General features: G+C 40.9%; 24 protein-coding genes. 19 read left to right on the plus strand and 5 right to left on the minus strand.

The window, feature by feature from the left end; all coding sequences use genetic code 11:
* Window positions 1–56: 56 nt before the first annotated feature.
* The 10 genes from crr to CXF80_RS05375 all read left to right on the plus strand — a co-directional run bounded on the left by crr (window position 57) and on the right by CXF80_RS05375 (window position 8,268).
* Window positions 57–566, plus strand: coding sequence for a PTS glucose transporter subunit IIA (gene crr, locus CXF80_RS05330; protein WP_101031901.1), 510 nt, complete (start codon window positions 57–59; stop codon window positions 564–566).
* Window positions 567–856: 290 nt separating this feature from the next.
* Window positions 857–1,198, plus strand: coding sequence for an ArsC family reductase (locus tag CXF80_RS05335; RefSeq protein WP_101031902.1), 342 nt, complete (start codon window positions 857–859; stop codon window positions 1,196–1,198).
* The gene (gene dapE, locus CXF80_RS05340; protein WP_101031903.1) at window positions 1,198–2,331 is read left to right on the plus strand and encodes a succinyl-diaminopimelate desuccinylase; all 1,134 of its coding nucleotides are present in this window, start codon (window positions 1,198–1,200) and stop codon (window positions 2,329–2,331) included. The genes CXF80_RS05335 and dapE overlap by 1 nt, the downstream gene beginning before the upstream one ends.
* A complete protein-coding gene (locus CXF80_RS05345; RefSeq protein WP_101031904.1) occupies window positions 2,322–3,032 on the plus strand; it encodes a M15 family metallopeptidase in 711 nt (236 codons plus the stop codon). The genes dapE and CXF80_RS05345 overlap by 10 nt, the downstream gene beginning before the upstream one ends.
* Before the next feature lie 35 nt (window positions 3,033–3,067).
* Window positions 3,068–3,916 carry an alpha/beta fold hydrolase gene (locus CXF80_RS05350; protein ID WP_157822185.1) on the plus strand — a complete coding sequence of 283 codons (849 nt, stop codon included), beginning with the start codon at window positions 3,068–3,070 and terminating at the stop codon, window positions 3,914–3,916.
* A gap of 107 nt (window positions 3,917–4,023) precedes the next feature.
* Window positions 4,024–4,638, plus strand: coding sequence for a carbonate dehydratase (gene can, locus CXF80_RS05355; protein WP_101031906.1), 615 nt, complete (start codon window positions 4,024–4,026; stop codon window positions 4,636–4,638).
* Window positions 4,639–4,809: 171 nt separating this feature from the next.
* Window positions 4,810–5,994 carry an 8-amino-3,8-dideoxy-alpha-D-manno-octulosonate transaminase KdnA gene (gene kdnA, locus CXF80_RS05360; protein WP_101031907.1) on the plus strand — a complete coding sequence of 395 codons (1,185 nt, stop codon included), beginning with the start codon at window positions 4,810–4,812 and terminating at the stop codon, window positions 5,992–5,994.
* 71 nt (window positions 5,995–6,065) lie between these two features.
* A complete protein-coding gene (gene kdnB, locus CXF80_RS05365; RefSeq protein WP_101031908.1) occupies window positions 6,066–7,136 on the plus strand; it encodes a 3-deoxy-alpha-D-manno-octulosonate 8-oxidase KdnB in 1,071 nt (356 codons plus the stop codon).
* Between the two features lie 88 nt (window positions 7,137–7,224).
* On the plus strand, window positions 7,225–7,962 hold the full coding sequence (gene kdsB / locus CXF80_RS05370; RefSeq protein ID WP_101031909.1) for an 8-amino-3,8-dideoxy-manno-octulosonate cytidylyltransferase KdsB: 738 nt from the start codon (window positions 7,225–7,227) through the stop codon (window positions 7,960–7,962).
* 75 nt (window positions 7,963–8,037) lie between these two features.
* Window positions 8,038–8,268: a DUF2897 family protein gene (locus CXF80_RS05375; protein WP_101031910.1), complete on the plus strand. Its 231-nt coding sequence runs from the start codon at window positions 8,038–8,040 to the stop codon at window positions 8,266–8,268.
* 181 nt (window positions 8,269–8,449) lie between these two features.
* On the opposite strand, the gene CXF80_RS05380 is transcribed toward CXF80_RS05375, so the two are convergent.
* The gene (locus CXF80_RS05380) at window positions 8,450–9,532 is read right to left on the minus strand and encodes an AI-2E family transporter (RefSeq protein WP_101031911.1); all 1,083 of its coding nucleotides are present in this window, start codon (window positions 9,530–9,532) and stop codon (window positions 8,450–8,452) included.
* A 25-nt stretch (window positions 9,533–9,557) separates the two neighbouring features.
* The gene (locus tag CXF80_RS05385) at window positions 9,558–9,779 is read right to left on the minus strand and encodes a sulfurtransferase TusA family protein (RefSeq protein ID WP_101031912.1); all 222 of its coding nucleotides are present in this window, start codon (window positions 9,777–9,779) and stop codon (window positions 9,558–9,560) included.
* 126 nt (window positions 9,780–9,905) lie between these two features.
* On the opposite strand from CXF80_RS05385, the gene CXF80_RS05390 reads away from it, so the two are divergent.
* The 4 genes from CXF80_RS05390 (at window position 9,906) to CXF80_RS05405 (ending at window position 14,319) form a co-directional block, all read left to right on the plus strand.
* Window positions 9,906–11,375 carry a M48 family metalloprotease gene (locus CXF80_RS05390; RefSeq protein WP_101031913.1) on the plus strand — a complete coding sequence of 490 codons (1,470 nt, stop codon included), beginning with the start codon at window positions 9,906–9,908 and terminating at the stop codon, window positions 11,373–11,375.
* Between the two features lie 98 nt (window positions 11,376–11,473).
* On the plus strand, window positions 11,474–11,830 hold the full coding sequence (gene arsC, locus CXF80_RS05395) for an arsenate reductase (glutaredoxin) (RefSeq protein WP_101034680.1): 357 nt from the start codon (window positions 11,474–11,476) through the stop codon (window positions 11,828–11,830).
* Window positions 11,831–11,841: 11 nt separating this feature from the next.
* Window positions 11,842–12,219, plus strand: coding sequence for a DUF2069 domain-containing protein (locus CXF80_RS05400; protein ID WP_101031914.1), 378 nt, complete (start codon window positions 11,842–11,844; stop codon window positions 12,217–12,219).
* 150 nt (window positions 12,220–12,369) lie between these two features.
* Entirely contained in the window at window positions 12,370–14,319 is a 1,950-nt protein-coding gene (locus tag CXF80_RS05405; protein WP_101031915.1) for a hypothetical protein, read from the plus strand.
* A 114-nt stretch (window positions 14,320–14,433) separates the two neighbouring features.
* On the opposite strand, the gene hda is transcribed toward CXF80_RS05405, so the two are convergent.
* Both hda and CXF80_RS05415 read right to left on the minus strand, forming a co-directional pair.
* Window positions 14,434–15,144, minus strand: a complete 711-nt coding sequence (gene hda, locus CXF80_RS05410; RefSeq protein ID WP_101031916.1) for a DnaA inactivator Hda — start codon at window positions 15,142–15,144, stop codon at window positions 14,434–14,436.
* Between the two features lie 153 nt (window positions 15,145–15,297).
* Window positions 15,298–16,392: a DUF2066 domain-containing protein gene (locus tag CXF80_RS05415; protein WP_101031917.1), complete on the minus strand. Its 1,095-nt coding sequence runs from the start codon at window positions 16,390–16,392 to the stop codon at window positions 15,298–15,300.
* 550 nt (window positions 16,393–16,942) lie between these two features.
* On the opposite strand from CXF80_RS05415, the gene CXF80_RS05420 reads away from it, so the two are divergent.
* Window positions 16,943–18,172: a uracil-xanthine permease family protein gene (locus tag CXF80_RS05420; protein ID WP_101031918.1), complete on the plus strand. Its 1,230-nt coding sequence runs from the start codon at window positions 16,943–16,945 to the stop codon at window positions 18,170–18,172.
* A 115-nt stretch (window positions 18,173–18,287) separates the two neighbouring features.
* Here the strand turns inward: CXF80_RS05420 and grxD are convergent, their stop codons facing one another.
* A complete protein-coding gene (grxD, locus tag CXF80_RS05425; protein ID WP_011637214.1) occupies window positions 18,288–18,629 on the minus strand; it encodes a Grx4 family monothiol glutaredoxin in 342 nt (113 codons plus the stop codon).
* Window positions 18,630–18,863: 234 nt separating this feature from the next.
* On the opposite strand from grxD, the gene sodB reads away from it, so the two are divergent.
* The 4 genes from sodB (at window position 18,864) to CXF80_RS05445 (ending at window position 24,550) form a co-directional block, all read left to right on the plus strand.
* On the plus strand, window positions 18,864–19,448 hold the full coding sequence (gene sodB, locus CXF80_RS05430; protein WP_101031919.1) for a superoxide dismutase [Fe]: 585 nt from the start codon (window positions 18,864–18,866) through the stop codon (window positions 19,446–19,448).
* Between the two features lie 298 nt (window positions 19,449–19,746).
* The gene (locus CXF80_RS05435) at window positions 19,747–21,681 is read left to right on the plus strand and encodes a PrkA family serine protein kinase (RefSeq protein WP_101031920.1); all 1,935 of its coding nucleotides are present in this window, start codon (window positions 19,747–19,749) and stop codon (window positions 21,679–21,681) included.
* 64 nt (window positions 21,682–21,745) lie between these two features.
* Window positions 21,746–23,014 (plus strand): YeaH/YhbH family protein, encoded by a 1,269-nt coding sequence (locus tag CXF80_RS05440; RefSeq protein ID WP_101031921.1) that lies wholly within the window; start codon window positions 21,746–21,748, stop codon window positions 23,012–23,014.
* Between the two features lie 9 nt (window positions 23,015–23,023).
* Complete coding sequence (locus CXF80_RS05445) at window positions 23,024–24,550, plus strand: SpoVR family protein (protein WP_101031922.1); 1,527 nt, start codon at window positions 23,024–23,026, stop codon at window positions 24,548–24,550.
* Window positions 24,551–24,567 lie beyond the last annotated feature (17 nt).

Consider the following 24,567-nt stretch of genomic DNA (forward strand, 5'->3'; position numbering starts at 1 on the left):
GGCAGAGCCGTTTACACTTAACCGCATAAAAAAATGACTAACAGGGGCTTGTTCTTATGGGATTTTTAAGCCGAATACGGCGATTGATTTCTGGCCAACCACCATTGACGGGCGGTATAGCTATTTATGCACCAGTATCGGGTGATATTGTTGCAATTGAAAAAGTACCCGACGTGGTATTTGCTGAAAAAATTGTTGGCGATGGTATTGCTATCGACCCTAAGGGCGAATTTATGGTTGCCCCAATTGATGGCACCATTGGTAAAATTTTTGAAACCAATCATGCGTTCAGCATCGAGTCACCCCAGGGGCTAGAATTGTTTGTTCACTTTGGTGTTGGCACCGTTGAGCTCAAGGGTAATGGTTTTAAACGTTTAGCCGAAGAAGGTCAGCAAGTCAAAGCAGGTGAACCCATTTTGTCTTTTGATCTGGCCTATTTGCGCGATAAAGTCGACAGTCTATTGACCCCTGTGGTGTTGGCCAATATGGAAGATATTAAGCAATTAGATAAAGCCCAAGGTAGTGTCATTGCCGGTAAAGATATTATTTTTACTGTGCAAATGTAACATCATGTTGGACTGAGCTATTTTTATCGACATAGTTAACCGACATAGTTAACCGATATTGCTAATGGTTAGCGACACATTAATATGCAACCGCACGCTTAAATTAGCCTAGGTTGCAAATTATGAAATCGCCCCAAAACGCCGTCTTAGGCTTGTTCAAGCCGCTTCACAATGCCACAATGTTGTTAAATGCATTCACTGATATCCATCTTACATAAGGCACTTTTCAGGCTTATTTTGAAAGCCAAACCTTACTATTACAATCCAATCGACATTAATGGAGTATTCTTTTGACCTTATACGGCATAAAAAATTGCGATACTGTTCGTAAAGCGCGCAAATGGCTTGAAGCCGAAAAAATTGATTACACGTTTCACGATTTTCGGGAAGACGGTCTAAGTGAAACCACGTTAGCGCTGTGGGCTAATATCGTCGGTTGGGAAACCCTGTTTAATAAACGAAGTACCAGTTTTCGTGGCTTAAATGATGCCGAAAAAAACGATCTCACTCAAGACAAGGCTATCGCATTGATGGTGCAACACCCTACGCTGATCAAGCGCCCAGTTTTAGTTAACAAGGATAAATTGCTGATTGGCTTTAAAGCAGCAGAATATCAAATGTGGTTCGCATAATGAATAATGACGTAGTTGAATTAGCAAAAGATCTGATTTCACGCCCATCGGTAACGCCATTAGATGAAGGTTGCCAAACGTTGATGGCCAATCGTCTTGCCGCCATTGGCTTTAACATTGAGCCAATGGTATTTGAAGACACCACTAACATGTGGGCAAGACGTGGCAATAGCGACCCTGTTTTTTGCTTTGCTGGCCATACCGACGTGGTACCAACAGGCGATCTCAATCGTTGGCACACTCCACCGTTCGAACCCACCATTATTGATAATTATTTACATGGTCGCGGCGCTGCCGACATGAAAGGCTCATTGGCGGCGATGATTATTGCTACCGAACGATTTATCGCCAAACATCCAGATCACAATGGCTCTATTGCTTATTTAATTACCAGTGACGAAGAAGGTCCGTTTATTAACGGTACTACGCGCGTGATTGATACCCTCGAAGCCCGTAATGAAAAAATGACTTGGGCGTTAGTCGGCGAGCCCTCTTCAACGCATAAATTGGGTGATGTGGTCAAAAATGGTCGCCGAGGCAGCTTAACAGGCAACTTAACCGTCAATGGTATTCAAGGTCATGTAGCCTATCCACATTTAGCCGATAATCCTATTCATAAAGCGGTTCCTGCACTAACTGAACTCGCACAAATGCATTGGGACAATGGCAATGAGTTTTTCCCACCCACCAGTTTTCAAATCGCTAACATCAATGGCGGTACGGGCGCATCAAATGTGGTTCCAGGTGAGCTAACCGTCATGTTTAACTTCCGTTACTCCACTGAGGTGACCGCAGAAGAGTTGATCCAACGGGTAGTGAGTATTCTTGATGCACATGGCTTAGATTATGATATCAACTGGATTTTTAATGGCTTACCTTTTTTAACCGGTGACGGTCCATTACTTGACGCTGCGCGTGAGGCAATTCGTGAAGTCACAGGTTATCAAACCGATCCACAAACCACAGGTGGTACTTCAGATGGACGTTTTATCGCCCCAACGGGCGCACAAGTGTTGGAGTTAGGCCCAGTAAACGCCACTATTCATAAGGTCAACGAATGCGTAAATGTGGCCGACTTAGAGATATTGGCCAATTGTTATGAACGCATTTTGGAAAAACTACTGTGCAAATAAGTCCACGGCAGCCCTTGGTCGATATTGCTTGCGAGCAAGCGACACTTTACGGTTTAGGCGATGGAAATCTAGTTGCTATTGGGCAATATTTACTGGAACAGCGCACTGCAGCTGCATTTAACCAGCTGCAAAATGCGGCATCAGCGGCAGGGTTTGATTTGCAAATATGCTCGGCATATCGACCATTTGATCGCCAATTGAGTATTTGGAATGCAAAAGCTTGTGGCCAACGTCCTTTACTCGATAAAACCTCAAATCCCGTAGAGTTTACTACCCTCACGCCACAGCAACTAATTGATACTATTTTGATATGGTCTGCATTACCTGGTGCCTCGAGGCACCATTGGGGTACAGATATTGATGTATATGATGCCAATAGTATTACCCAGCAAGCGTTACAATTAATCACAGCAGAATACTCAGGCAATGGTCCTTGTGCTCCATTGCACCAGTGGCTCAATTTACACGCTGCTCAATTTGGGTTTTATTTCCCGTATCAGCCTCATTTAAGCGGTGTTAGCCCAGAGCCTTGGCATATAAGTTATTTCCCCGTTGCTAATGAATTGTTAGCGCAATTTAGCGCGGTTGAATTAGCAAAAGTGTTGTCTGCTGCAGAAATATCGTTAAAATCATCATTACTTGAACGACTAACCGAGTTAGTTAATCATTACGTTTTTTTTGTTGCGCCCTCTCCGGCTTAATGCCTGTGCGTACGTTCCCTTTGAATGAGTCTGTTATGTCCACTTTAATGCCCCATAAAATAATTGATAATCACCCACTGTATTACTCGGATGAAGGCCATGGACCTGTGGTTATTTTTTGTCATGGCTTACTCGCAAACAGTCATATGTGGCGAGCACAGATCGATGAATTATCAACACAGTATCGTTGTATCGCCATTGACTTTTGGGGCCATGGTCAAACGACGACTATCCCAGAAACGACTCAAAATTTGCAAGATGTAGCCCAACATGTATTAACACTAATGGATATGCTCAATATTCATTCGGCCGCCATCATAGGCCATGGCAGTGGCGGCGCCATTGCGGCAGAACTGATTTTACATGACCCAGCTCGTATTAATGGGCTGGTGATGTTAAACAGTTTTGTGGGATTTGAACCGCAAGTCAATTGCATTAAATATCAAGGGTTAATGGCTAAAATAGCCAACCAACAAGCAATATCATCGGAGCTTGCACAGACTATTAGCGGCTTATTTTTCAGTAAAGACATTGAGCAATTAATCACCCAAGATGCCACGCTTACGGCCGAGATAGAGCAATTCAGCACTGAATTAACCACTTATTCCAGCGCGCAAATTGCCGCGTTACTTAAATTTGCCAACATGGCCATCTTTAAACGCGATACACTTGAATTTGTCGAATCGCTAACATTACCCACATTAGTGACGGTTGGATTAAGCGGCCATTTGCGTACCGCACTGGAAAGTTATTTAATGCATGACTCCATCGATGGCAGTCAATTAGTCCACATAGAACAAACTGGTCACTTAGCTAACATCGAAAAACCGACTATTTTTAATCAGCATCTTATTGATTTTTTGAGTAAAATTAATTTTAATTAATCACTTAAATGGATAGACCAGATCCACCGATATTGCTGATATAATTGTGACAAATGACATATAGTCTGTAATGCGTTACCGGCGAAAACGACCTAATTTGAGCACCAATGAAACTTCTTCAACCTTTATTTGAAAATAATCGCCGTTGGGCTGAACGGATCAACAAAGAAGATCCCACCTTTTTCGAAAAATTAGCAAAACAACAAAATCCTGAGTATCTGTGGATTGGTTGCTCTGACAGTCGAGTGCCTTCTAATCAAATTATCGACTTATTACCGGGTGAAGTATTCGTTCATCGTAATATCGCTAATATGGTGATCCACACTGATTTAAATTGTTTATCGGTGCTGCAATACGCTGTTGATGTGCTGAAAGTAAAGCACATTATGGTCGTTGGGCATTATGGCTGCGGTGGTGTGCGTGCGGCAATGAATCAAGAGCGATTGGGGCTGATTGACAATTGGCTTGGGCATTTGCGTGATATTCATCGTTTTCATTGTGCAGAACTTGAACCCATGACTGAGCAACGGCGTTTTGATCGTCTTTGCGAACTTAATGTTATAGAACAAGTGTCAAATGTCGTGTCGACCAACATAGTCCAAGAAGCATGGGATCGCGGTCAGGATGTAGCAGTTCATGGTTGGATTTACGGGGTTAATAACGGATTGCTCACCGATTTAGACGTGACCATTGACCGTCTTCATGGCCGAAATTTCGCATAACGGCTCCTTCTATCTGCTTTTATACTTTATCAATAGGTCGTTTATTTAGTAGGCCTTTGTTTATTGTTATTAAAAATATGCAATAAAAGTCGCGAACCACCACTGAAGGACGTTATAATCACCCCGTTTATTTAGCGCTACTATGCGCAGAATTTTTAGGAGATTATTTCCATGCCTGGTTTTGAATTATTTGGTCCTGAAGAAAAGCAGGAAGTTGCTGACGTGATGGAGAACGGTTTTACCTTCCGTTACAATTTTGACCATATGCGCAATGATCGCTGGAAAACCCGCGACATGGAGCAATTACTTTGCGAAAAGATGAACGTAAAACACGCTCATCTAGTATCAAGCGGTACCGCTGCATTACAAACGGCAATGGCAGCAGCGGGCATTGGTGCTGGCGATGAAGTCATTGTTCCTCCATTTACCTTTGTCGCCTCTGTTGAAGCCGTGTTTATGGCCGGTGCTATACCCATTTTTGCTGAAATTGATGAAACATTGTGTTTATCTCCAGAAGGTATTGAAGCGGCAATCACACCCCGTACCAAGGCGATTAACCTGGTTCACATGTGTGGTTCAATGGCTAAGATGGACGAAATCAAAGCAGTATGTAAAAAGCATAACTTGGTGATTTTAGAAGACGCGTGTCAAGCCATCGGTGGCAGTTATAAAGGCCAAGCATTAGGCACAATTGGTGATGTGGGTTGTTACTCTTTTGACTCAGTCAAAACCATTACCTGTGGTGAAGGTGGCGCGATTGTGACCAACAACAGCGAGATTTATAACCATTCACATATGTTTTCAGATCACGGTCATGACCATGTAGGCAATGATCGCGGTGCAGAATCGCACCCAATGATGGGGTTGAATTTCCGCATTTCTGAAATGAATGCGGCAATGGGTTTAGCACAGTTACGTAAGCTTGATAAAATCATTGCTATTCAACGTAAAAACAAGAAAACCATCAAAGATGCCATGGCTTCTATCGCAGAAATTACATTCCGTGAAATTCCTGATCCAGAAGGTGATTCAGCAGGCTTCTTAACATTTATGATGCCAACGGAAGCTCGCACTCAAGAAATTAATAAAAAGCTCGCAGCCAACAAAGTTGATGGTTGTTTTTACTGGTATGTTAACAATTGGCATTATCTTAAAAATTGGAAGCACATCCAAGAGCTTAACGCTCCTGCTGCGTTACCCATTATGTTAATAGCCGATCGCCCAGATTACACTAAGGTGCTAACGCCTAAGTCTGACGCTATCATCAGCCGCACCATTTCGATGCTGATCAAATTATCTTGGACCGATGAGCAAATTGCTGAGCGTATTGAGAATATCAAACGTGCTTTCGCCTAGCATTAATGTCTCTTGGTCAGTGATAGCTGAGAGCACTTTTTACAGAATTTATCTCAATGGAGACACTTGTAATGAGTTTTAAAAATTTTAAATGTGTACCAAAAATGATCTTTGGTCGTGGTTCATTTGTACAACTTGATGTTGTATTAGGTCAAGAACGACAAGACGTAAACGATTTTGTTGTTTTTCTTGTCGATGATGTCCACCAGGGCAAACCACTGGCTGACCGCGTGCCAACTAAAGCACACGACTTAGTTATTTACGTTAACGTAGATGATGAGCCAACCACAGAACAAGTTGATGGTTTAACTTTACAAGTTAAAGCATTTAACAGCCAATTACCTGTGAGCGTCGTCGGTTTAGGTGGCGGTTCAACCATGGATTTGGCTAAAGCGGTATCGTTAATGTTAACTAACCCTGGTAGCTCTTCTGAATACCAAGGCTGGGATTTGATTAAAAACCCTGCGATACATCATATTGGTATTCCAACGGTATCGGGCACTGGTGCTGAAGCGTCACGTACTGCGGTATTGTGCGGACCGGTACGTAAGCTAGGGTTAAACTCTGATTACACCGTATTTGATCAAATCATTATGGACTCTGAATTAATTGCAGGGGTTCCAACAGATCAGTGGTTCTATACCGGTATGGATTGCTTTATCCACTGCGTAGAGTCATTACAAGGTACTTATCTTAACGAGTTTGCTAAAGCCTTCGCTGAAAAATCGATGGATTTATGTCGTCAAGTGTTCTTAAACGACCACCCAGAAAAAGATGACAAATTAATGATGGCATCTTACATGGGCGGCATGAGCATTGCTTATAGCCAAGTAGGTGCATGTCATGCTGTATCTTACGGTCTCGGGTATGTGCTGGGTTATCACCATGGTATTGGTAACTGTTTAGCCTTTGATGTGTTAGAAGAGTTCTACCCTGAAGGCGTGACTGAGTTCCGTAAAATGATGAAAATTCATAACATCACTCTGCCGAAAAATATCTGTAAAGATTTACCAGATGAAACTATCGCTAAGATGGTTGCCGTCACCAAGAGCATGGGCCCACTTTGGGACAACGTGTACGGTAAAGGCTGGGAAGAAAAAGTTACTGATGAAATGCTGACGACGTTATTCCGTCGTATATAATAAACGATACATTTAGTCATAAAGGGCTCTTATGAGCCCTTTTATTTATTGTCTACACCATTGTCACAACCACAGGTAGGTCATATTAATGAACGTTACTCTATTAATCCCTGCACGTTATGGTTCAAGCCGTTTCCCGGGCAAACCACTCGCCCCGATTAATGGTAAACCCATGATCCAACACGTTTATGAACGAGCCTCATTAGCAAGAGGGGTAGATAATATTTATGTCGCTACTGATGACGACCGGATCAAAGACGCGGTTGAATCTTTTGGTGGTAAAGTGGTAATGACCAGCCCAGATGCGGCTTCAGGTACCGACCGTATTAACGATGCCATCGAGCAACTTGGTCTTAGTGATGACGATTTAGTGATTAACTTGCAAGGCGATCAGCCGCTGATTGATCCAATATCAATTGAACAAATCATTACGCTTTTTGAACGTCACCCTAATGAGTTTGACATGGCGACCTTAGGTTTTGAAATTGTCGATAAAAGTGAGTTAGACGATCCATTGCACGTTAAGATGGTATTCGATAATCACCATAATGCATTATATTTCTCACGAGCCCGCATTCCTTTTGGTCGAGATACTAACGACTACCCTGTTTACAAACATTTAGGTATTTATGCATACACTAAGCGTTTTGTTAATGCCTTTGCTAAGTTGCCTTTAGGTAAACTTGAAGACATCGAGAAATTAGAACAGTTACGCGCACTGGAATATGGTTACAAAATTAAAATCGCCATCAGTGCATTTGACTCACCAGAAGTTGATACCCCAGAAGATATTCGTAAGTGTGAGCTACGTTTAGCTGTCGACTAAGCAATAGATATGGATCTAGCCTGCGCTGGTTTAACAGCAAGGCTATAAAATATCAATATTAAACAGGAGTTTACAATGAGTTTAGAAGGCTATGAAGTATGGCTAATTATCATTTTAGTCCTAGGTGTTATCGCGAGTAATATTGCAGTGTTGAAATATTCGGCCAAATTTAAAATGCCTCAATTTGGTGAGCATAAAGACAAAGAGCTTAACCCTGAGCAAAAAAATAGTTCAGAAGAACTTGATAAAGAATCTTCTACCAAAGAAGGCAAAGACAGTAAAGACAGTAAAGATAAAACACTATAGTGGCCGATTGTCGTATGCCTCTGCAAGCACTGTACAAATAGCATATTGTACATATAAACACTTATACATCTAACACCTAAACCACATAATAAAAAAGCTAACACCATAATAGGGTTAGCTTTAATTTTTTATACAACGGGTTAGGCTACTGTATCGGGATTAATGCCCCCATTCGCAAGCGCTATTCAGAGTCGAACTTAACTCGTCGTTGCTCTTGGTTATTCGGCCAAGCATTTATCACCGCTTTCACTAACGACGCTAGCGGTATGGCAAAAAAGACTCCCCACACGCCCCATAAGCCACCAAATACCAACACAGCGGCAATAATCACTACCGGATGTAAATCCACTGCATCAGAAAACAATAGCGGTACCAGCACATTGCCGTCTAACGCCTGAATAATGCCATAGCCTAATATTAAGTATCCAAATTCAGCACTGAAACCCCATTGAAAAAAAGCCACTAACGCAATTGGTAATGTAACCAACGTGGCACCAACATACGGGATCAATACAGACAATCCAGTCAACACACCTAGTAACGTAGAATAACGCAGCCCCATGATGGCAAAAAAGATATAGCTGGCTACGCCTACAATGACAATTTCAATCACTTTACCACGAATATAGTTGAAGATTTGTTGGTCCATTTCAAACCATACTTTTCGCGCTAAACCGCGGTTAGTAGGGAAGAAACGTTTGCTACCTCTCAGCAAAAGGTCTTTGTCTTTTAAAAAGAAAAAAACCAATAATGGCACTAAAATGGCGTACACCATTAACACTAGTAATGACGCAGAATAACCCAGAATTTGTTTACCTAAATCAATAAGATGCTGTGTATCTAGCATTTTATTGATTTCTTCCATCATCGAATCAAGTTGCGATGCACTGACAAATTTAGGATAATCTGCACTAAACTCTCTAACGATTAGCATTCCCTTATCGATCATAGAGGGTAAATCAGTGACCAATGACACCCCTTGACGCCAAATACTGGGTACCAAACCTAACATCAAAATGAGCATCAAACTTAAAAAAACCACCAACACTATCGTTGCGGCGGCGGTTCGACTGATCCTCAGCCGCGACATTTGTGCCACCGGCCACTCAAGCAAAAAGGCTAACACCAAAGCAACGAGCAAGGGCGCAAGTAATCCGGCACCAAAGTACAATGCAAGACCTATCCCAATAATGATAAACATTAACGTTATGGCTTGTGGATCACTAAAACGGGTTTTGTACCAATCAGTTAAAAATTCCAGCATTGAAAAACCTTTTATATAAACAATATCAATTTGTTTTGGTGATGATAAATGACAAACAATGCGATTGATCTGCAATGATTTCAATACCAAAACCCATTTTTTTTATCAACAAGGGAACATCTCGGCGTGAACCAGGGTCAGACAAGAGTACATGTAATTTTTCATCCAGATCCATTTGCTTCAGTAAAAGTTTTACTTTTACCAAAGGATAAGGACAAACATAGGGTGTTAAATCAATTAAAATCATTATCAACTTGCTTTAAACAATCTAGGGCTATTATCCTAGTTTGGACAATAAACCACAAGCAATGTAAATTAAGCATTCTTGTTGGTTAAGATTAAATTTTCGATTCAATCATCATAAAGGTTCCGTTTGCGTAAATTATCATTATTGACCTTTTCAAAAACACTGGCCGCTAGTGCTATTAGCGTTTTGTTTGCTGCCAGTATTGGCCACAGCTTTGCCAATAACGATCTTCCTGATCTTGGCACCGCAGCGGTCAATACTTTTAGTTTAGAAAAAGAAACCGTTTACGGTGATGCCTATATGCGCGTTATACGTTCTTCGGCACCCGTGCTCAGTGACCCGGTGCTGAATCAATATTTATCAGAACTGGGAAATAAGCTGGTTGCTAATGCCACTGGAGTAAAAACACCCTTTTACTTTTTTTTACTGCGCAATGATGAAATCAACGCTTTTGCTTTTTTTGGTGGTCATGTTGGAGTACATAGCGGATTATTTTTAAATGCCGATACCGAAAGTGAATTAGCATCGGTATTAGCCCACGAAATTTCTCACGTCACCCAACGACATTTAGCTCGCTCACTTGAAGCACAAGAAAAGAGTTCGACGGCGACTATTGTGGGGATGTTAGGGGCTATTTTATTAACGATTGCCGCACCTCAAGCCGGTATGGCTGCGCTAGCAACAACTCAAGCATTAGCCACACAATCTAAAATTAACTATACTCGGTTACATGAAAAAGAAGCCGACCGTATTGGAATGCAAATTCTTGTAGATGCTGGATTTGATCCCAATGCTGCCGCTACATTTTTTGGTCAACTTGCTATTCGCTATCGCTTTACCACGACGCCACCGCAAATGTTACTGACACATCCGTTACCAGAATCACGTATTACCGAGGCGCGTAATCGCGCGGCTCAGTACCCTAAACATAATGTTCCTAATAGTTTAAACTTTCAGTTAGCTAAAGCCCGTATCCAAGTACGCTTTTCCAGTTTTAGTGATGATGCAGCGTTATCTTTGTTTGATCAACAACTAAAAAAGAACGAATACTCTTTTAAAGAGGCTGCACTCTATGGCAAAGCCTTAGCACTTTTCCGTTTAGAGAAATTTGATCAAGCTGAAGTCATTATTGATGGGTTACTTAAACAAGATGACAATAATCTGTTTTACATCGACACCAAAACAGACTTATTAGATCAGAAAAAAGATTTTGCGGGGGCGATAGCATTATTAGAAGCTCAACGGAAATTAAAACCGACCTCACAAGTGGTCAACGCTAACTTAGCCAATATTTATGTTCAGGCAGATCAGCCTAAAAAAGCTATCCCGCTGTTAGAAGAACTGATATTTTTCGATAAACAGAACATGTTGCCATATCAAATTATGGCTGATGCATACCGTAAGCTAGACAACAAAGCACTTGAGTATTACAGCAATGCTGAACTGATGGCCTTATCGGCGAACTATAAAGGTGCGATTGACCAACTCAATTATGCCTATCGCTATTCCGATGGCCAAACCTTACAACTGGCGCGAATTGAAGCGAGAATAAGGCAGTTTAGACAAGCGGATAGAGCTATGGAGGCATTAAAATAGCTGCGATAATCTAACCTTATAAGCAATTCTTTGATAGAATAATGACAAACAATAAACCCACTTATTGTTTGCCATTTTTTTAATGACGGACTATGACCATGACAACCACAAAAACGACGATACTACATAACCCGCGCTGTTCAAAAAGTCGTGAAACATTGGCATTGCTGCAAGCAAATAATGCCGATGTCACTGTTGTTGAATATTTAAAGACGCCACCCACTACCGCAGAAATCCATACAATATTACAGCAACTTGGCTTAACGGCTCGCCAACTTATGCGCACCAAAGAAGACGAATATAAAGCTCAGAATTTGGCGGATACATCGTTATCGGAAGCTCAACTTATCGCTGCAATGGTAGCAACACCTAAATTAATTGAGCGCCCTATTGTGTTAGCGAACAACAAAGCTGCCATTGGTCGTCCACCTGAAAATGTTTTGTCTATTCTTTAACGAGTAAAATAATGACTTCACAAACCTTGTTTCAACTAAGTCGAATTGGTTACCTTGCATTACTCTTGTTGCTCAGCGGCTGGTTTATTCAACAAGGTATAAATGGAACTTACTCGCTAGGATTCAGCTTAATATGGATTGTACCTTTATTGTTGCCGCTAAAAGGTATTTTAACGGGTAACCCATACACTTATGCATGGGCGAGTTTTATTCTGTGTTTGTATTTATTACATGGATTAACCCTAGCTTATGTCACCACTGACGCCCTTGTTTTTGCCCTAATTGAATCGGTGCTTATTTGCGTACTACTTGTCAGTTTTCCGTTTTATGCCCGCATACGTGGCCGAGAGTTGGGATTAGGGTTAAAGAAAAAATCTGAGCAACAATAACCAACCTTCATTTTTGTTGCCTCACTAAGCGCCTTCGGGCGCTTTTTTGTTAGTTGCATTTATACAAAACAGCATGCTACATTATTTTGCTAACAGGATGTTATAAAAATGTATTTTTAAATAATAATAAAATAGACAGGGAGTCGTTTAATGAAGTTATCGCAAAATTTAGGGATCTACAGTCTTTTAGCCAGTGCCATACTAGTTAGCGCCTGCGGAGGAGATTCAGACAATAACAATCCAGGTGTACCTACCTCATCCACTTTCGAAATCTGCAGTGAAAATATTACTTATTCCATTGCCGACACAAACTCTCAACTGACTTTTATTCTTGAACACGATTATGCCAAAGACAAACCAGGTAGCATTATTGCCAGTATCAATGAACAAGACAGTATTGGAAAAACATTTTTGTGGCAGCAGATTTCAGGACCCAGTCTTGAACTTGCTGCAGTTAATAGCCAAGTATTAGCATTCACACCCACAAGTAACCAAGATTACGCTTTTAAGGTGACGGTCTCTGGCGATAACATCAACATTGAAGAAACGGTATCAATTACTGCCGATTCTAATGACAATCTTTTACGCATTAATAGCGATCATCAAATGGTGAATAGAACTGATGCGAGTTTGCGTATACAGAATATAAACGGCCAAGTACCTGAAAATATCAGTTGGTGCATGTATCCGAGTGCTAATAATAAAGCCTTTACCAACGTGGATTTAAGTGACATAAATAGGCCGTTTTTTGTTGCGCCAAACGTCGATACCGATCAACTATTCAGTCTTAAAGCCACTGCCACATTTGACGGCCAAACCATTAGTGATGACGTCAATTTACTCGTAACCAAAGAAAAAACCACCCCATCGGACGCCTACTTCAGCTACCCCATTGCACGAATGCACCCTTACAAGCCTGACTCACCATATGCAAACCAACTAATCTCTTGTGTTTACTCGAACCAATTCGTTGATCCATGCAACATCATTAATGAGTTGCCCTTTATTAGCCAAGATACCAATCTCGATCCTATCGATACGATTATGGACAGAGTGGTCGTGTCGCACGACTGGATGGGGGCAAACTTTGAAGCCTATTTACGTACACAAACTCATAATGATTTTGTAGAATTGTTGCAATCAGTGACTGCTGTCGTCATCAGTTACGATATCAGACCAGCCTTTTATACTGGTTTTATAGGAGCAATATATCTTGATCCTGAATACCTGTGGCTAACTTCTGCCCAGCGAGATACGATTAATGAAACGCCTGATTATCGCAGCAACTTTGGTGAAGACCTGAATTATTTATCTCCCTATCGTTATGTTAAAGATAATGCTTATGCAAGTGAATACATAGAAAAAGGTAATCGCATCAACCGCACGATTGACAGCATGTCTTATGATTTAGCTGATTTGCTCTATCATGAACTGGCTCACGCAAATGATTATTATCCACAAAGCATGCATGCAAATTTGCAAGGTCCAACCTTAGAAAATGATTTTAATCGTCGGTATGATGGTAAAGAGATGACATCAGACCAACTTAACATTCGCTATCCATTAACCAGTAATGAGATGTATGGTCTTGCAAAAGTAAATTATGCCGGTGAATCTGCAAATAACACCCAAAAAGCCTATACTCCAAGTGATGTAGCACTATTTTTCTCAAGTGACCTCGCCAACGATGATTATGCTTATTCGTCAACACGAGAAGATGTTGCCATGCTATTTGAAGAAGTGATGATGAGCCATCGATATGGTATTTTGCGTGATATCGCCATTACTGACAAACCAGAAATTGAGACAAGCTCGACGATTGTGGTTGAATGGGGCCAACGTGGTCGAGTCGGTCAACCAGAGTTATACGATCGTGCTAGTTACGTCTTAAGCCAAATGTTACCTGAAATAGAGGTAAAACAAGTGATGGATGGTTTACCTGCGCCAGTAGCGTTAGTTAAAGGCCAAACCTGGGCACAAAACTTGCTACTAACAACTGATCCATCAAAATCCCCACAGAAAATCTCATCACAAACTGAACAAAATACTGTTGACACTAGACCATTGCAATTTAGTGGCAGTGATCACGTGAAGCAATAAGCCATTGACTCACGCAATAAAAAACGCCAAATGAATGCATTTGGCGTTTTTTATTGTCTAATCGGATAGACTGATGGCGATAATTTTATGTCTAATGAATTAAACCCTAAGGCATTAAAGGCTCAGCATCTCTTTAATAAACGGGATGGTTAACTTACGTTGATGCACCATCGAAGCTTTATCTAATTTATCGAGTACATCAAACAAAGAACGTAAATCACGCGCCATTCGAGTCAGTAAAAATCGTCCTACGTCATCTGACAACTGCAGTCCTCGCATTGCCGCTCGGCGTTGCAAAGCAACTAGTTTTTCGTCGTCTGCCATCGGTTGAAGTTGATAAATTAAGCCCCACTGCATACGAGAAACCAGATCTGGCAACAAAAAACCCGTTTCAGAAGGTGAAGCTTTGCCGCTGACAATCAGGCGGCAATCTTGTTGTTCAGCAATACGATTATACAAATGAAAAATCGCTTCTTCCCATATAAGGTTACCCGCTATCGCTTCTATATCATCAATACAAATCAATTCAAGAGATTCTAGGCCCTCAAATAATGCCGGTGAAATGCTTGCGTGGATACCTAATGGAATATAGAGAGTGCGGCGTTCCGAGTCATTAGCATGGGCGCAGGCAGCATGCATTAAATGTGTTCGGCCTGATTTTTCAGGACCATAGACATATAAAGAAGAAGCCAACCTCCCCTCAGCACTGGCTTGAAGTTTTTGGATCAACTCGTCGTTACCCGAAGCCGGGTAATAACTTTGGAAGGTTTCATCGTCAGGTAAATAAACGGGTAAAGATAATTGTCTTGGTGAGTTTTGTGTCACTCAGATAGGTCTCAAAATCATAAACGAACTAACACTATTATATACCTAAGTCGCTCAATTATGCGAGTTTCAACGACAAACCTGCACATAACGAGTCTTGGTACAGTATTTAACCCTGCACTATTACAATGTACCGCGCACCAGTAATACTTATTAGCCCAACCATTGATAAATCAATTTGGGTTTGGTGTCGTCAGTCTTAGACTCATAAAATGACTCTACTCTGCCCTTTGTATCTAATTGTGATAGCCGACTATCAATATTAAGCAGCCGCTGTAAATCGTCTACACTACTAAACAACGCTATCGAGTAAGTAGCAGAATCCCCCTTGAACTGGCTAAGCTTAATCGACTTTACTGCACTGAGCTGACGAAGGTAGGTCTCAACATGCACCACTTGAGTCATGTTATTTAACCCAGTAAAGCTGACTTGTGTTGCAACATCACTACCTGTAGAGGCGATTGCATACTGGCTAATATAATAATCGGCCAGAATGTTCATCATTTGTTTAGTCGCTTGTTTATAATCAGCAGCATTACCTTGTTGTGAAATTAATGCTTGTAACACGCCATTAGTTCTATTTTTATCAAATAATTTAAAGGAGAAATGGACATTACCGCCTTGAGTGTCCACATTCGCAACGGCAAAGTAATCCGCTTGATAACGCGCAGATGCATTGGCTAATACATCAGTAAACATCCCTCGTACATCAGTGATACTCACTTGCATAACATCATCCAAGTCCATAATCGGCAGCAATAATGGTATGCCTTTATTAGTAGACTCTTGAGCCAACTCAATACGAATATCTGCCGAAGAAGCATCAGCTAACACAGTCGGTTCATTGTTCTCATTGACAGACATCCATAACAGGGTCAAGGGTCGCTGACTACCCCAAACAGCTAAACCTGCTTGACGTAACGTTGAAATAATCCGTTGATGGTCAAAACTGGCCTTGAGCATTAGCTCGCCATTTTTCTCATAATAACCATATTGAGTCAAAATGACTTCTGGTGTATTAATTTGAGCCTTAACCAATGGATTTAACACCACGCTAGGCAGACCAGAATTTTTTATGAAAACGGCAGCTAATGCCTCTTTGAGGCCGTGATCTTTAACATCGTTTGCGCGTGAGCTTACCGCAATATCCGCTTCATCAAGCTTGCCGACTTCTGCAGCTTGCACGAGCGCGATTGAGGTAAGCGCAAACAGGGGTAACACAATGAGATTAATTAGTTTTTTCAGCATCTGATAACATAAACGCAGCAAATAAAAGTATGCAAATTATATCATAATAAAATTTCATCGAGTAATAGATAACGAAAACTCTTTTTTGCACAAACATATTGAAAGGAAGTGACTGATCTTTTGAGATAAATTTTACAACAGTTTATGGCCGTTTTATCCAAGGCAACGTTTATGGGGTGTCGATGTTCAAGATGAATAAGTGATAATGCAGTAGAAAGAAGCCACTAACGCTGCCGGAGGGTTCGGCTAAACCGCGGTAATGATGCTAAGCAAGTGTCTTTGTAAACTAGGGGCTTTGTTACAAGATACCGGCTTACTTAGAGACTTTGTCTCTAACACTTGCGCCGCATCATTTTAAGCAAAGAGCTAACTCGCTTATCGCGAAAAAATTTTGACAGCTCGAGTTCAACAAGACCTGGGTATTGTAGCCATATCGAATAACAATAATCGCTACAGCGCCCTAAAAGTTGTTATGCATATGATCGCTTTTATGTGACAATTCGCGCCGTTTAATCACACGCTAACTTTCTAATCAAAGATGGAGAAAAATATGAAACGCGTGTTAATTCCGCTACAAGGCGCACAAATGTTATTTGTCGCTTTTGGTGCACTCGTGCTAATGCCGTTATTAACGGGCCTAGACACAAGTGTTGCCTTGTTTACTGCCGGTTTCGGTACCCTACTGTTTCAATTAGTCACCAAACGTCAAGTCCCCGTCTTTCTCGCTTCTTCCTTTGCCTTTATCGCGCCGATTTTATATGGCGTACAAACATGGGGTATTCCTGCCACCATGGGCGGATTAATGGCTGCAGGTGGTATGTATATGCTACTTGGATTAACGGTAAAGTTACGTGGCACAAAATTTATTCATACTCTATTGCCTCCTGTTGTCGTTGGCCCAGTCATCATGATCATTGGTTTAGGCTTGGCACCGGTTGCGGTCAATATGGCGTTAGGCAAAAGCGGTGATGGCAGTCTCATCATCGTCGAGCCAAATATCGCATTAATCATTTCTCTTTCTGCATTAATGACGACTATTATAGTCGCGGTATTTGCCAAAGGGTTAGTCCGTTTAATGCCTATCCTCGCCGGTATTTTAGTGGGTTATTCTGTCAGCTTAGCTAATGGTATTGTCGACTTTACGCCTGTCAGTGAAGCGCCTTGGTTCGCGATGCCAAACTTTGTGGCCCCTGAGTTTAACTGGCACGCGATATTATTTATGATCCCAGTCGCTATTGCCCCCGCGGTAGAACATATTGGCGATATTTTAGCGATATCGAATGTCACTAGAAAAGACTTTTTCAAAAAGCCTGGTTTACATCGCACCCTAATCGGCGATGGCATTGCTACGATTGCTGCATCGGCACTGGGCGGTCCTCCTAATACAACATACAGCGAGGTCACCGGCGCAGTTACACTGACTAAAAGCTTTGACCCGCGCATTATGACTTGGACTGCTATCACCGCGATTACCTTAGCCTTTATCGGCAAACTGGGCGCTATGATGCAAACCATTCCCGTTCCGGTCATGGGTGGCATTATGTGCTTACTGTTTGGCTCTATTGCAGCGGTGGGATTAAATACATTAATTCGTAATCAAGTCGATTTATCAGAACCACGCAATCTGAGTATTGTCGGGGTAACATTAGTGTTTGGTATTGGCGGAATGGCTTTTGGTATTGGCTCGTTCAGTTTAACAGGTATCAGCTTGTGCGGTATCGTGGCTATTTTCATGAACCTGATTTTACCTGCCGTGAGAAAGCCACAAACAGACGAGTAATATCCTTTTACAGCATCGTTAAGTAAACACATATAAAATGTAAAATAAAAAAGCCCCAATAGCGATTAGCATTGGGGCTTTTTATTGAACGCTTAACGCACTCAATCAATAGCAATTATTCTGCAGCATCTTCTGTACGGAACTTATCAGCTGTCGCTTTGATGATTGGCTGAAGTTCACCTTTTTGGAACATTTCAGTGATGATGTCACAACCACCAATCAATTCGCCTTCAACCCATAATTGTGGGAATGTTGGCCAATTAGCAAATTTTGGTAATTCAGCACGAATATCTGGGTGCTGTAAAATATCTACGAAGGCAAATTGTTCACCACAGTTGATCATCACTTGAGCAACTTGAGATGAAAATCCACAGCTTGGTAGTTTAGGCGAACCTTTCATGTACACAATAATTGGGTTTTCGCTAATTTGCTGTTTAATCTTTTCTACAGTTTCCATTTGATTTCCTAATTACAACGACTGAACATATAGTGACTATTGTACGACACCTAGACAAAGAACAAAATGCCACAGTTTGTAGGGTTTTTTTAAAATCGATAAAATCGATTACTGCAATCCACATAATTCCCTAAACAATGATTCACATCACAAAAATAATCAGTACAATGGTCCTAAATGAATGTTACCTGATGGGTAAACAAAACGATAACCTGAATCCATGGAGAAATACTAATGGCTTTCGAACTACCAGCATTACCTTATGCAAAGAACGCACTTGAACCACACATTTCTCAAGAAACCATTGAGTTCCATTATGGTAAGCATCACAACACCTATGTGGTAAAACTAAACGGTTTAGTTGAAGGAACTGAATTTGCTGGCAAAACACTAGAAGAAGTTGTTAAAACTTCAACTGGTGGTATGTTCAACAACTCAGCTCAAGTTTGGAACCACACTTTTTACTGGAACTGCTTAGCACCTAACGCTGGCGGCGAAGCAACTGGCGATATCGCTGCTGCTATCAATGCTTCTTTTGGTTCTTTTGAAGAATTCAAAGCTAAATTTACCGATTCTGCAGTAAACAACTTCGGTAGCGCTTGGACATGGTTAGTGAAAAAAGCTGACGGTTCATTAGCGATTGTTAACACTAGCAATGCTGCTACTCCATTAACTGACGAATCAGTTACCATTCTATTAACGGTAGACGTATGGGAACATGCTTACTACGTTGATTACCGTAACGCACGTCCAGAGTATTTAGCTCACTTCTGGCAACTTGTTAACTGGGAATTTGTTAACAACAACTTTGCTGCTTAATGTTAATTAATAGCAAAAATCAAAGGAGCCGTTAAGGCTCCTTTTTTATGCATTAAAATCCACCAAAAGTACCACGACTCTGACAGCTTTATTTTTGCAACTATTGCAAATGCTACTGTTTGTCTTTGTTTTTATTTAATTTATTTTTCATTAAAACTTCGCCAAGTTATTTTTCCTGTCCTACACTTTAGTCGTAAAGCCTAATATTGCGCCACCGACTCATCATCACATTATAGACCATCGCGTTAATCACTCTGGCTTTTTAAGCAATACAACTGCACGTTTTTAAGGGGTTACTATGGGCATTTTTGAGCATTATCAACAACGTTATCAAAAAAAACGCGACGAAGAATATACCTTAGAGCAATTTCTCGCTATCTGTAAACAAGATAAAAGTGCCTTTGCATCTGCTGCTGAACGTTTATTAATGGCCATTGGTGAACCGCAGATCATCGACACAGCAAAAAATCCGATCTTAAGTCGAATATTTTCTAATCGTGTTATTGCAAGCTATCCATCGTTTAAAGATTTCTATGGCATGGAGGACGCGATTGAACAAATTGTGGCCTATTTAAAACATTCTGCTCAAGGCTTAGAAGAATCAAAACAAATATTGTATCTATTAGGCCCTGTCGGTGGCGGTAAATCATCGCTAGCCGAAAAACTCAAAGCATTGATGCAGCAAGTGCCCATTTATATATTAAGTGCCGATGGCATTCGCAGCCCTGTCAACGACCATCCTTTTTGCTTGTTTGACCCAGAAGAAGATAGCGAATTACTTAAAAACGAATACAACATTCCCAGCCGTTATATCAAAACAATTATGTCTCCTTGGGCGGTAAAACGTTTACATCAATATGGTGGTGATATTGCTAAATTTCGAGTGGTTAAAGTTTATCCGTCGATATTAGACCAAATTGGTATCGCCAAAACAGAACCTGGGGATGAAAACAATCAAGATATATCAGCACTAGTGGGTAAAGTTGATATTCGTCAGTTAGAACATTTCTCACAAGATGATGCCGATGCCTACGCTTACTCTGGAGCATTATGTCGAGCCAACCAAGGATTAATGGAGTTTGTCGAAATGTTTAAAGCGCCGATTAAGGTGCTCCATCCTCTATTGACTGCGACACAAGAAGGCAATTATAACAGCACTGAAGGCTTGTCAGCGTTACCGTACAACGGCATTATTTTGGCCCATTCCAATGAATCCGAATGGTCGACGTTTAGAAACAATAAAAACAATGAGGCGTTTTTAGATCGCGTCTATATCGTTAAGGTGCCCTACTGCCTACGGGTTTCTGAAGAGATGGAAATTTATCAAAAATTGTTAGCCAACTCCGAATTATCAACTGCATCTTGCGCACCAGGCACACTTGAAACCCTGGCTCAATTTAGTGTGTTATCACGTTTGATCGCACCTGAAAACTCATCGATTTATTCAAAAATGCGCGTCTATAACGGTGAAAGCTTAAAAGACACCGATCCTAAAGCCAAATCCTACCAAGAATACCGAGATTACGCCGGCGTAGATGAAGGCATGCAAGGTTTATCGACTCGTTTCGCCTTTAAAATTTTATCCCGAGTGTTCAATTTTGACAGTGCAGAAATAGCGGCCAATCCGGTTCATTTATTTTATGTACTCGAAAAGCAAATTGAACAAATGCAATTTCCCAATGACATTAGCGAAAAATATCTAGAGTTTCTGAAAGGTTATTTAATCCCTAAATATGTTGAATTTATTGGTAAAGAAATTCAAACCGCCTATCTTGAGTCTTATTCAGAATACGGACAAAACATTTTTGATCGCTATGTCACCTATGCAGATTTTTGGATCCAAGATCAAGAATATCGAGATCCTGAAACCGGACAATTATTTGATCGTGGAGCACTCAATGCTGAACTAGAGAAAATAGAAAAGCCAGCGGGGATCAGTAATCCAAAAGATTTCCGTAATGAGATTGTCAATTTTGTCTTACGTGCGAGAGCCAATAATGAAGGCAATAATCCGTTGTGGACCAGCTATGAAAAGCTGCGCATTGTCATAGAAAAGAAAATGTTTTCTAATACAGAAGATCTGTTACCGGTTATTTCATTTAACGGCAAAACATCCAATGATGATCAGCGTAAGCATGACGATTTTGTTAATCGCATGATGGAAAAAGGCTACACCAAAAAACAAGTCAGATTATTGTCAGAATGGTATTTACGAGTGCGGAAATCATCGTAAAAACCCAATATTGGCAGAGTAGATAGTCAATGACTCTGGCAGAAATATGACTTGGGAGAGGCGTATGGCTAATTTTATTGATAGACGACTCAACGCAAAAGGCAAGAGCACCGTTAATCGGCAGCGTTTTATTGAACGTTACAAAAAACAAATCAAAAAAGCCGTCGGTGATGCGGTAACACGTCGCAGTGTCACTGATATTGATAAAGGAGAAGAGATCAGTATTCCGACTCGAGATCTCAGTGAACCGCTGTTTAGACAAGGTCAAGGCGGGAAGCGTGATCGTGTTCACCCGGGTAATGATCAATTTAATCGCGGTGATCAAATTCAACGCCCTAAGGGCGGACAAGGAAATGGATCTGGACAGGGCGAAGCTTCAAACTCTGGTGAGGGAGATGACGATTTTGTGTTTCAAATATCAAAAGATGAATATTTGGAACTGTTATTTGAAGATTTAGAATTGCCCAACTTGCAAAAAAACCGCCTCAATAAACTGATAGAGTACCAAACTTACCGTGCAGGCTTCACCAATGATGGTGTACCAGCCAATATTAATATTGTCAGATCGATACGTTCATCACTTGCAAGGCGCATTGCCATGAGTGGTGGAAAAAAGAAAGCGCTCAAACAATTAGAAGCCGAATTAGCGTTACTTGAAGATACGCCAGGGGCCAAAGCTGAGATAATTTTAGCCATTAAAGAACAAATATCAGTACTCAAGCAGCAAATCGCTAAAGTGCCCTTTCTTGATACCTTTGATTTACGTTATAACAACTATGCCAAACGTGAAATCCCCTCCAGCCAAGCGGTAATGTTCTGTTTAATGGACGTATCTGGCTCTATGGATCAAACCACCAAGGATATGGCTAAGCGTTTTTATATTCTGCTGTACCTATTTCTTACTCGCAGTTATCAAAACCTCGAGGTGGTCTACATTCGCCACCATACACAAGCCAAAGAAGTTGATGAACACGAGTTTTTTTACTCACAAGAAACCGGTGGAACTATCGTATCAAGTGCGTTAAAACTGATGCACGAAATACAACAAGCGCGTTACCCTGAAAGTGAATGGAATATTTATGCTGCTCAAGCATCTGACGGCGATAATTGGTCTGATGACTCCCCAACTTGCCATGACATACTGGCGAAACATATTTTACCAAAAGTGCGTTACTTCAGTTATATAGAGATAAGCCATCGAGCTCATCAGACGCTGTGGGACCAGTATGAACAACTACAACAGCAGTTTGATAACATTGCGGTACAGCATATTCACCAAGTTGAAGATATCTACCCTGTATTTCGCGAACTTTTTAAAAAACAAGCTATATAGGGGGCTATCATGGTTCAAAAAAAACGTAACCCGTTAGATGATGGACCCGAGTGGACATTTGATTTACTAAAACAATATCAACAAGAAATAGAAAAAGCAGCGGCTTTTTTTAAGCTTGATACTTACCCGAATCAAATTGAAATCATTACTGCAGAACAAATGATGGATGCATATGCAGGTATTGGGATGCCGATTGGTTATACTCATTGGTCATTTGGAAAACGTTTTATCCAAACAGAACAAGGCTATAAACGTGGTCAAATGGGCTTGGCGTATGAAATTGTTATCAATTCAGACCCCTGCATTGCCTATTTAATGGAAGAAAATACCATCACCATGCAAGCGTTAGTTATGGCTCATGCTTGTTATGGACATAATAGTTTTTTTAAAAATAACTATTTGTTTAACACTTGGACTGATGCAAGCTCTATTATCGATTACTTAGTATTTGCTAAAAATTATATCCGTGAATGTGAATTACGTTATGGTGTTGAACAAGTCGAACTGATCTTAGATTCTTGCCATGCATTAATGAATTACGGTGTTGACCGCTATAAGCGTCCTGCTGAAGTGTCATTTAAAGAAGAACAAGCAAGACAACAAGAGCGAGAGAATTATTTACAGAGCCAAGTAAATGACTTATGGCGAACGCTGCCGACATCACCACAAAAAGACAACCTTAAAACGACAGCCATTTTCCCCAGCGAACCCCAAGAGAATATTTTATATTTTATTGAAAAAAACGCGCCATTATTAGCCTCTTGGCAACGTGAATTAGTGCGCATTGTACGTAAAATGGCACAGTATTTTTATCCACAAAAGCAGACCCAAGTCATGAATGAAGGTTGGGCGACTTTTTGGCATTACACTATCCTGAATCACTTATATGATACCGGTAAAGTCACCGACCGTTTTATGCTCGAATTTTTACAAAATCACACCGCGGTAGTCGCACAACCGGCCTACAATAGTCCTTCTTACAACGGAATTAATCCTTATGCATTAGGGTTTGCAATGTTTATCGACATCAAACGAATTTGTGAAACGCCAACGGATGAGGATAAAAAGTGGTTCCCAGATATAGCAGGTAGCGATTGGCTCACTACGGTTCATTTTGCCATGGAGCACTTTAAAGATGAGAGTTTTATTAGCCAATATTTATCACCCAAAGTGATCCGTGACTTTAAATTATTTGGCGTTTTAGATGACCAAAAACGCAGTCAACTTTCAATATCAGCCATTCATGATGATCAAGGTTATCAAGACATTCGCAACATTTTATCGCAACAATATAACCTGTCGAATATAGAGCCCAATATTCAGGTGCAGAAAGTGCAAGTTGACGGTGATCGATCTATTATCTTACGGTACATTCCATTTGACAACATTCCGCTCGCAGACAACCATCAAGAGGTATTAAAACATTTGCATCGGTTGTGGGGGTTTAACGTCACATTAGAACAAATTGATGACTCAGGCGACATTAGCACACTCTCTACTTGCCCTGAAACAAAAGAGTACAGCATATCCACCTGACCTAACTAAGCACAGAT

This window comes from Shewanella sp. Actino-trap-3, assembly GCF_002836275.1.
In the GTDB taxonomy this organism is placed as follows: domain Bacteria; phylum Pseudomonadota; class Gammaproteobacteria; order Enterobacterales; family Shewanellaceae; genus Shewanella; species Shewanella psychromarinicola.

Coding starts and splice junctions, on each gene's coding strand:
- crr (WP_101031901.1), top strand. CDS start 57: ATGGGATTTTTAAGCCGAATACGGCGATTGATTTCTGGCCAACCACCA.
- dapE (WP_101031903.1), top strand. CDS start 1,198: ATGAATAATGACGTAGTTGAATTAGCAAAAGATCTGATTTCACGCCCA.
- CXF80_RS05350 (WP_157822185.1), top strand. CDS start 3,068: ATGTCCACTTTAATGCCCCATAAAATAATTGATAATCACCCACTGTAT.
- can (WP_101031906.1), top strand. CDS start 4,024: ATGAAACTTCTTCAACCTTTATTTGAAAATAATCGCCGTTGGGCTGAA.
- kdnA (WP_101031907.1), top strand. CDS start 4,810: ATGCCTGGTTTTGAATTATTTGGTCCTGAAGAAAAGCAGGAAGTTGCT.
- kdnB (WP_101031908.1), top strand. CDS start 6,066: ATGAGTTTTAAAAATTTTAAATGTGTACCAAAAATGATCTTTGGTCGT.
- kdsB (WP_101031909.1), top strand. CDS start 7,225: ATGAACGTTACTCTATTAATCCCTGCACGTTATGGTTCAAGCCGTTTC.
- CXF80_RS05375 (WP_101031910.1), top strand. CDS start 8,038: ATGAGTTTAGAAGGCTATGAAGTATGGCTAATTATCATTTTAGTCCTA.
- CXF80_RS05380 (WP_101031911.1), bottom strand. CDS start 9,532: ATGCTGGAATTTTTAACTGATTGGTACAAAACCCGTTTTAGTGATCCA.
- CXF80_RS05385 (WP_101031912.1), bottom strand. CDS start 9,779: ATGATTTTAATTGATTTAACACCCTATGTTTGTCCTTATCCTTTGGTA.
- arsC (WP_101034680.1), top strand. CDS start 11,474: ATGACAACCACAAAAACGACGATACTACATAACCCGCGCTGTTCAAAA.
- CXF80_RS05400 (WP_101031914.1), top strand. CDS start 11,842: ATGACTTCACAAACCTTGTTTCAACTAAGTCGAATTGGTTACCTTGCA.
- CXF80_RS05405 (WP_101031915.1), top strand. CDS start 12,370: ATGAAGTTATCGCAAAATTTAGGGATCTACAGTCTTTTAGCCAGTGCC.
- CXF80_RS05415 (WP_101031917.1), bottom strand. CDS start 16,392: ATGCTGAAAAAACTAATTAATCTCATTGTGTTACCCCTGTTTGCGCTT.
- CXF80_RS05420 (WP_101031918.1), top strand. CDS start 16,943: ATGAAACGCGTGTTAATTCCGCTACAAGGCGCACAAATGTTATTTGTC.
- grxD (WP_011637214.1), bottom strand. CDS start 18,629: ATGGAAACTGTAGAAAAGATTAAACAGCAAATTAGCGAAAACCCAATT.
- sodB (WP_101031919.1), top strand. CDS start 18,864: ATGGCTTTCGAACTACCAGCATTACCTTATGCAAAGAACGCACTTGAA.
- CXF80_RS05435 (WP_101031920.1), top strand. CDS start 19,747: ATGGGCATTTTTGAGCATTATCAACAACGTTATCAAAAAAAACGCGAC.
- CXF80_RS05440 (WP_101031921.1), top strand. CDS start 21,746: ATGGCTAATTTTATTGATAGACGACTCAACGCAAAAGGCAAGAGCACC.
- CXF80_RS05445 (WP_101031922.1), top strand. CDS start 23,024: ATGGTTCAAAAAAAACGTAACCCGTTAGATGATGGACCCGAGTGGACA.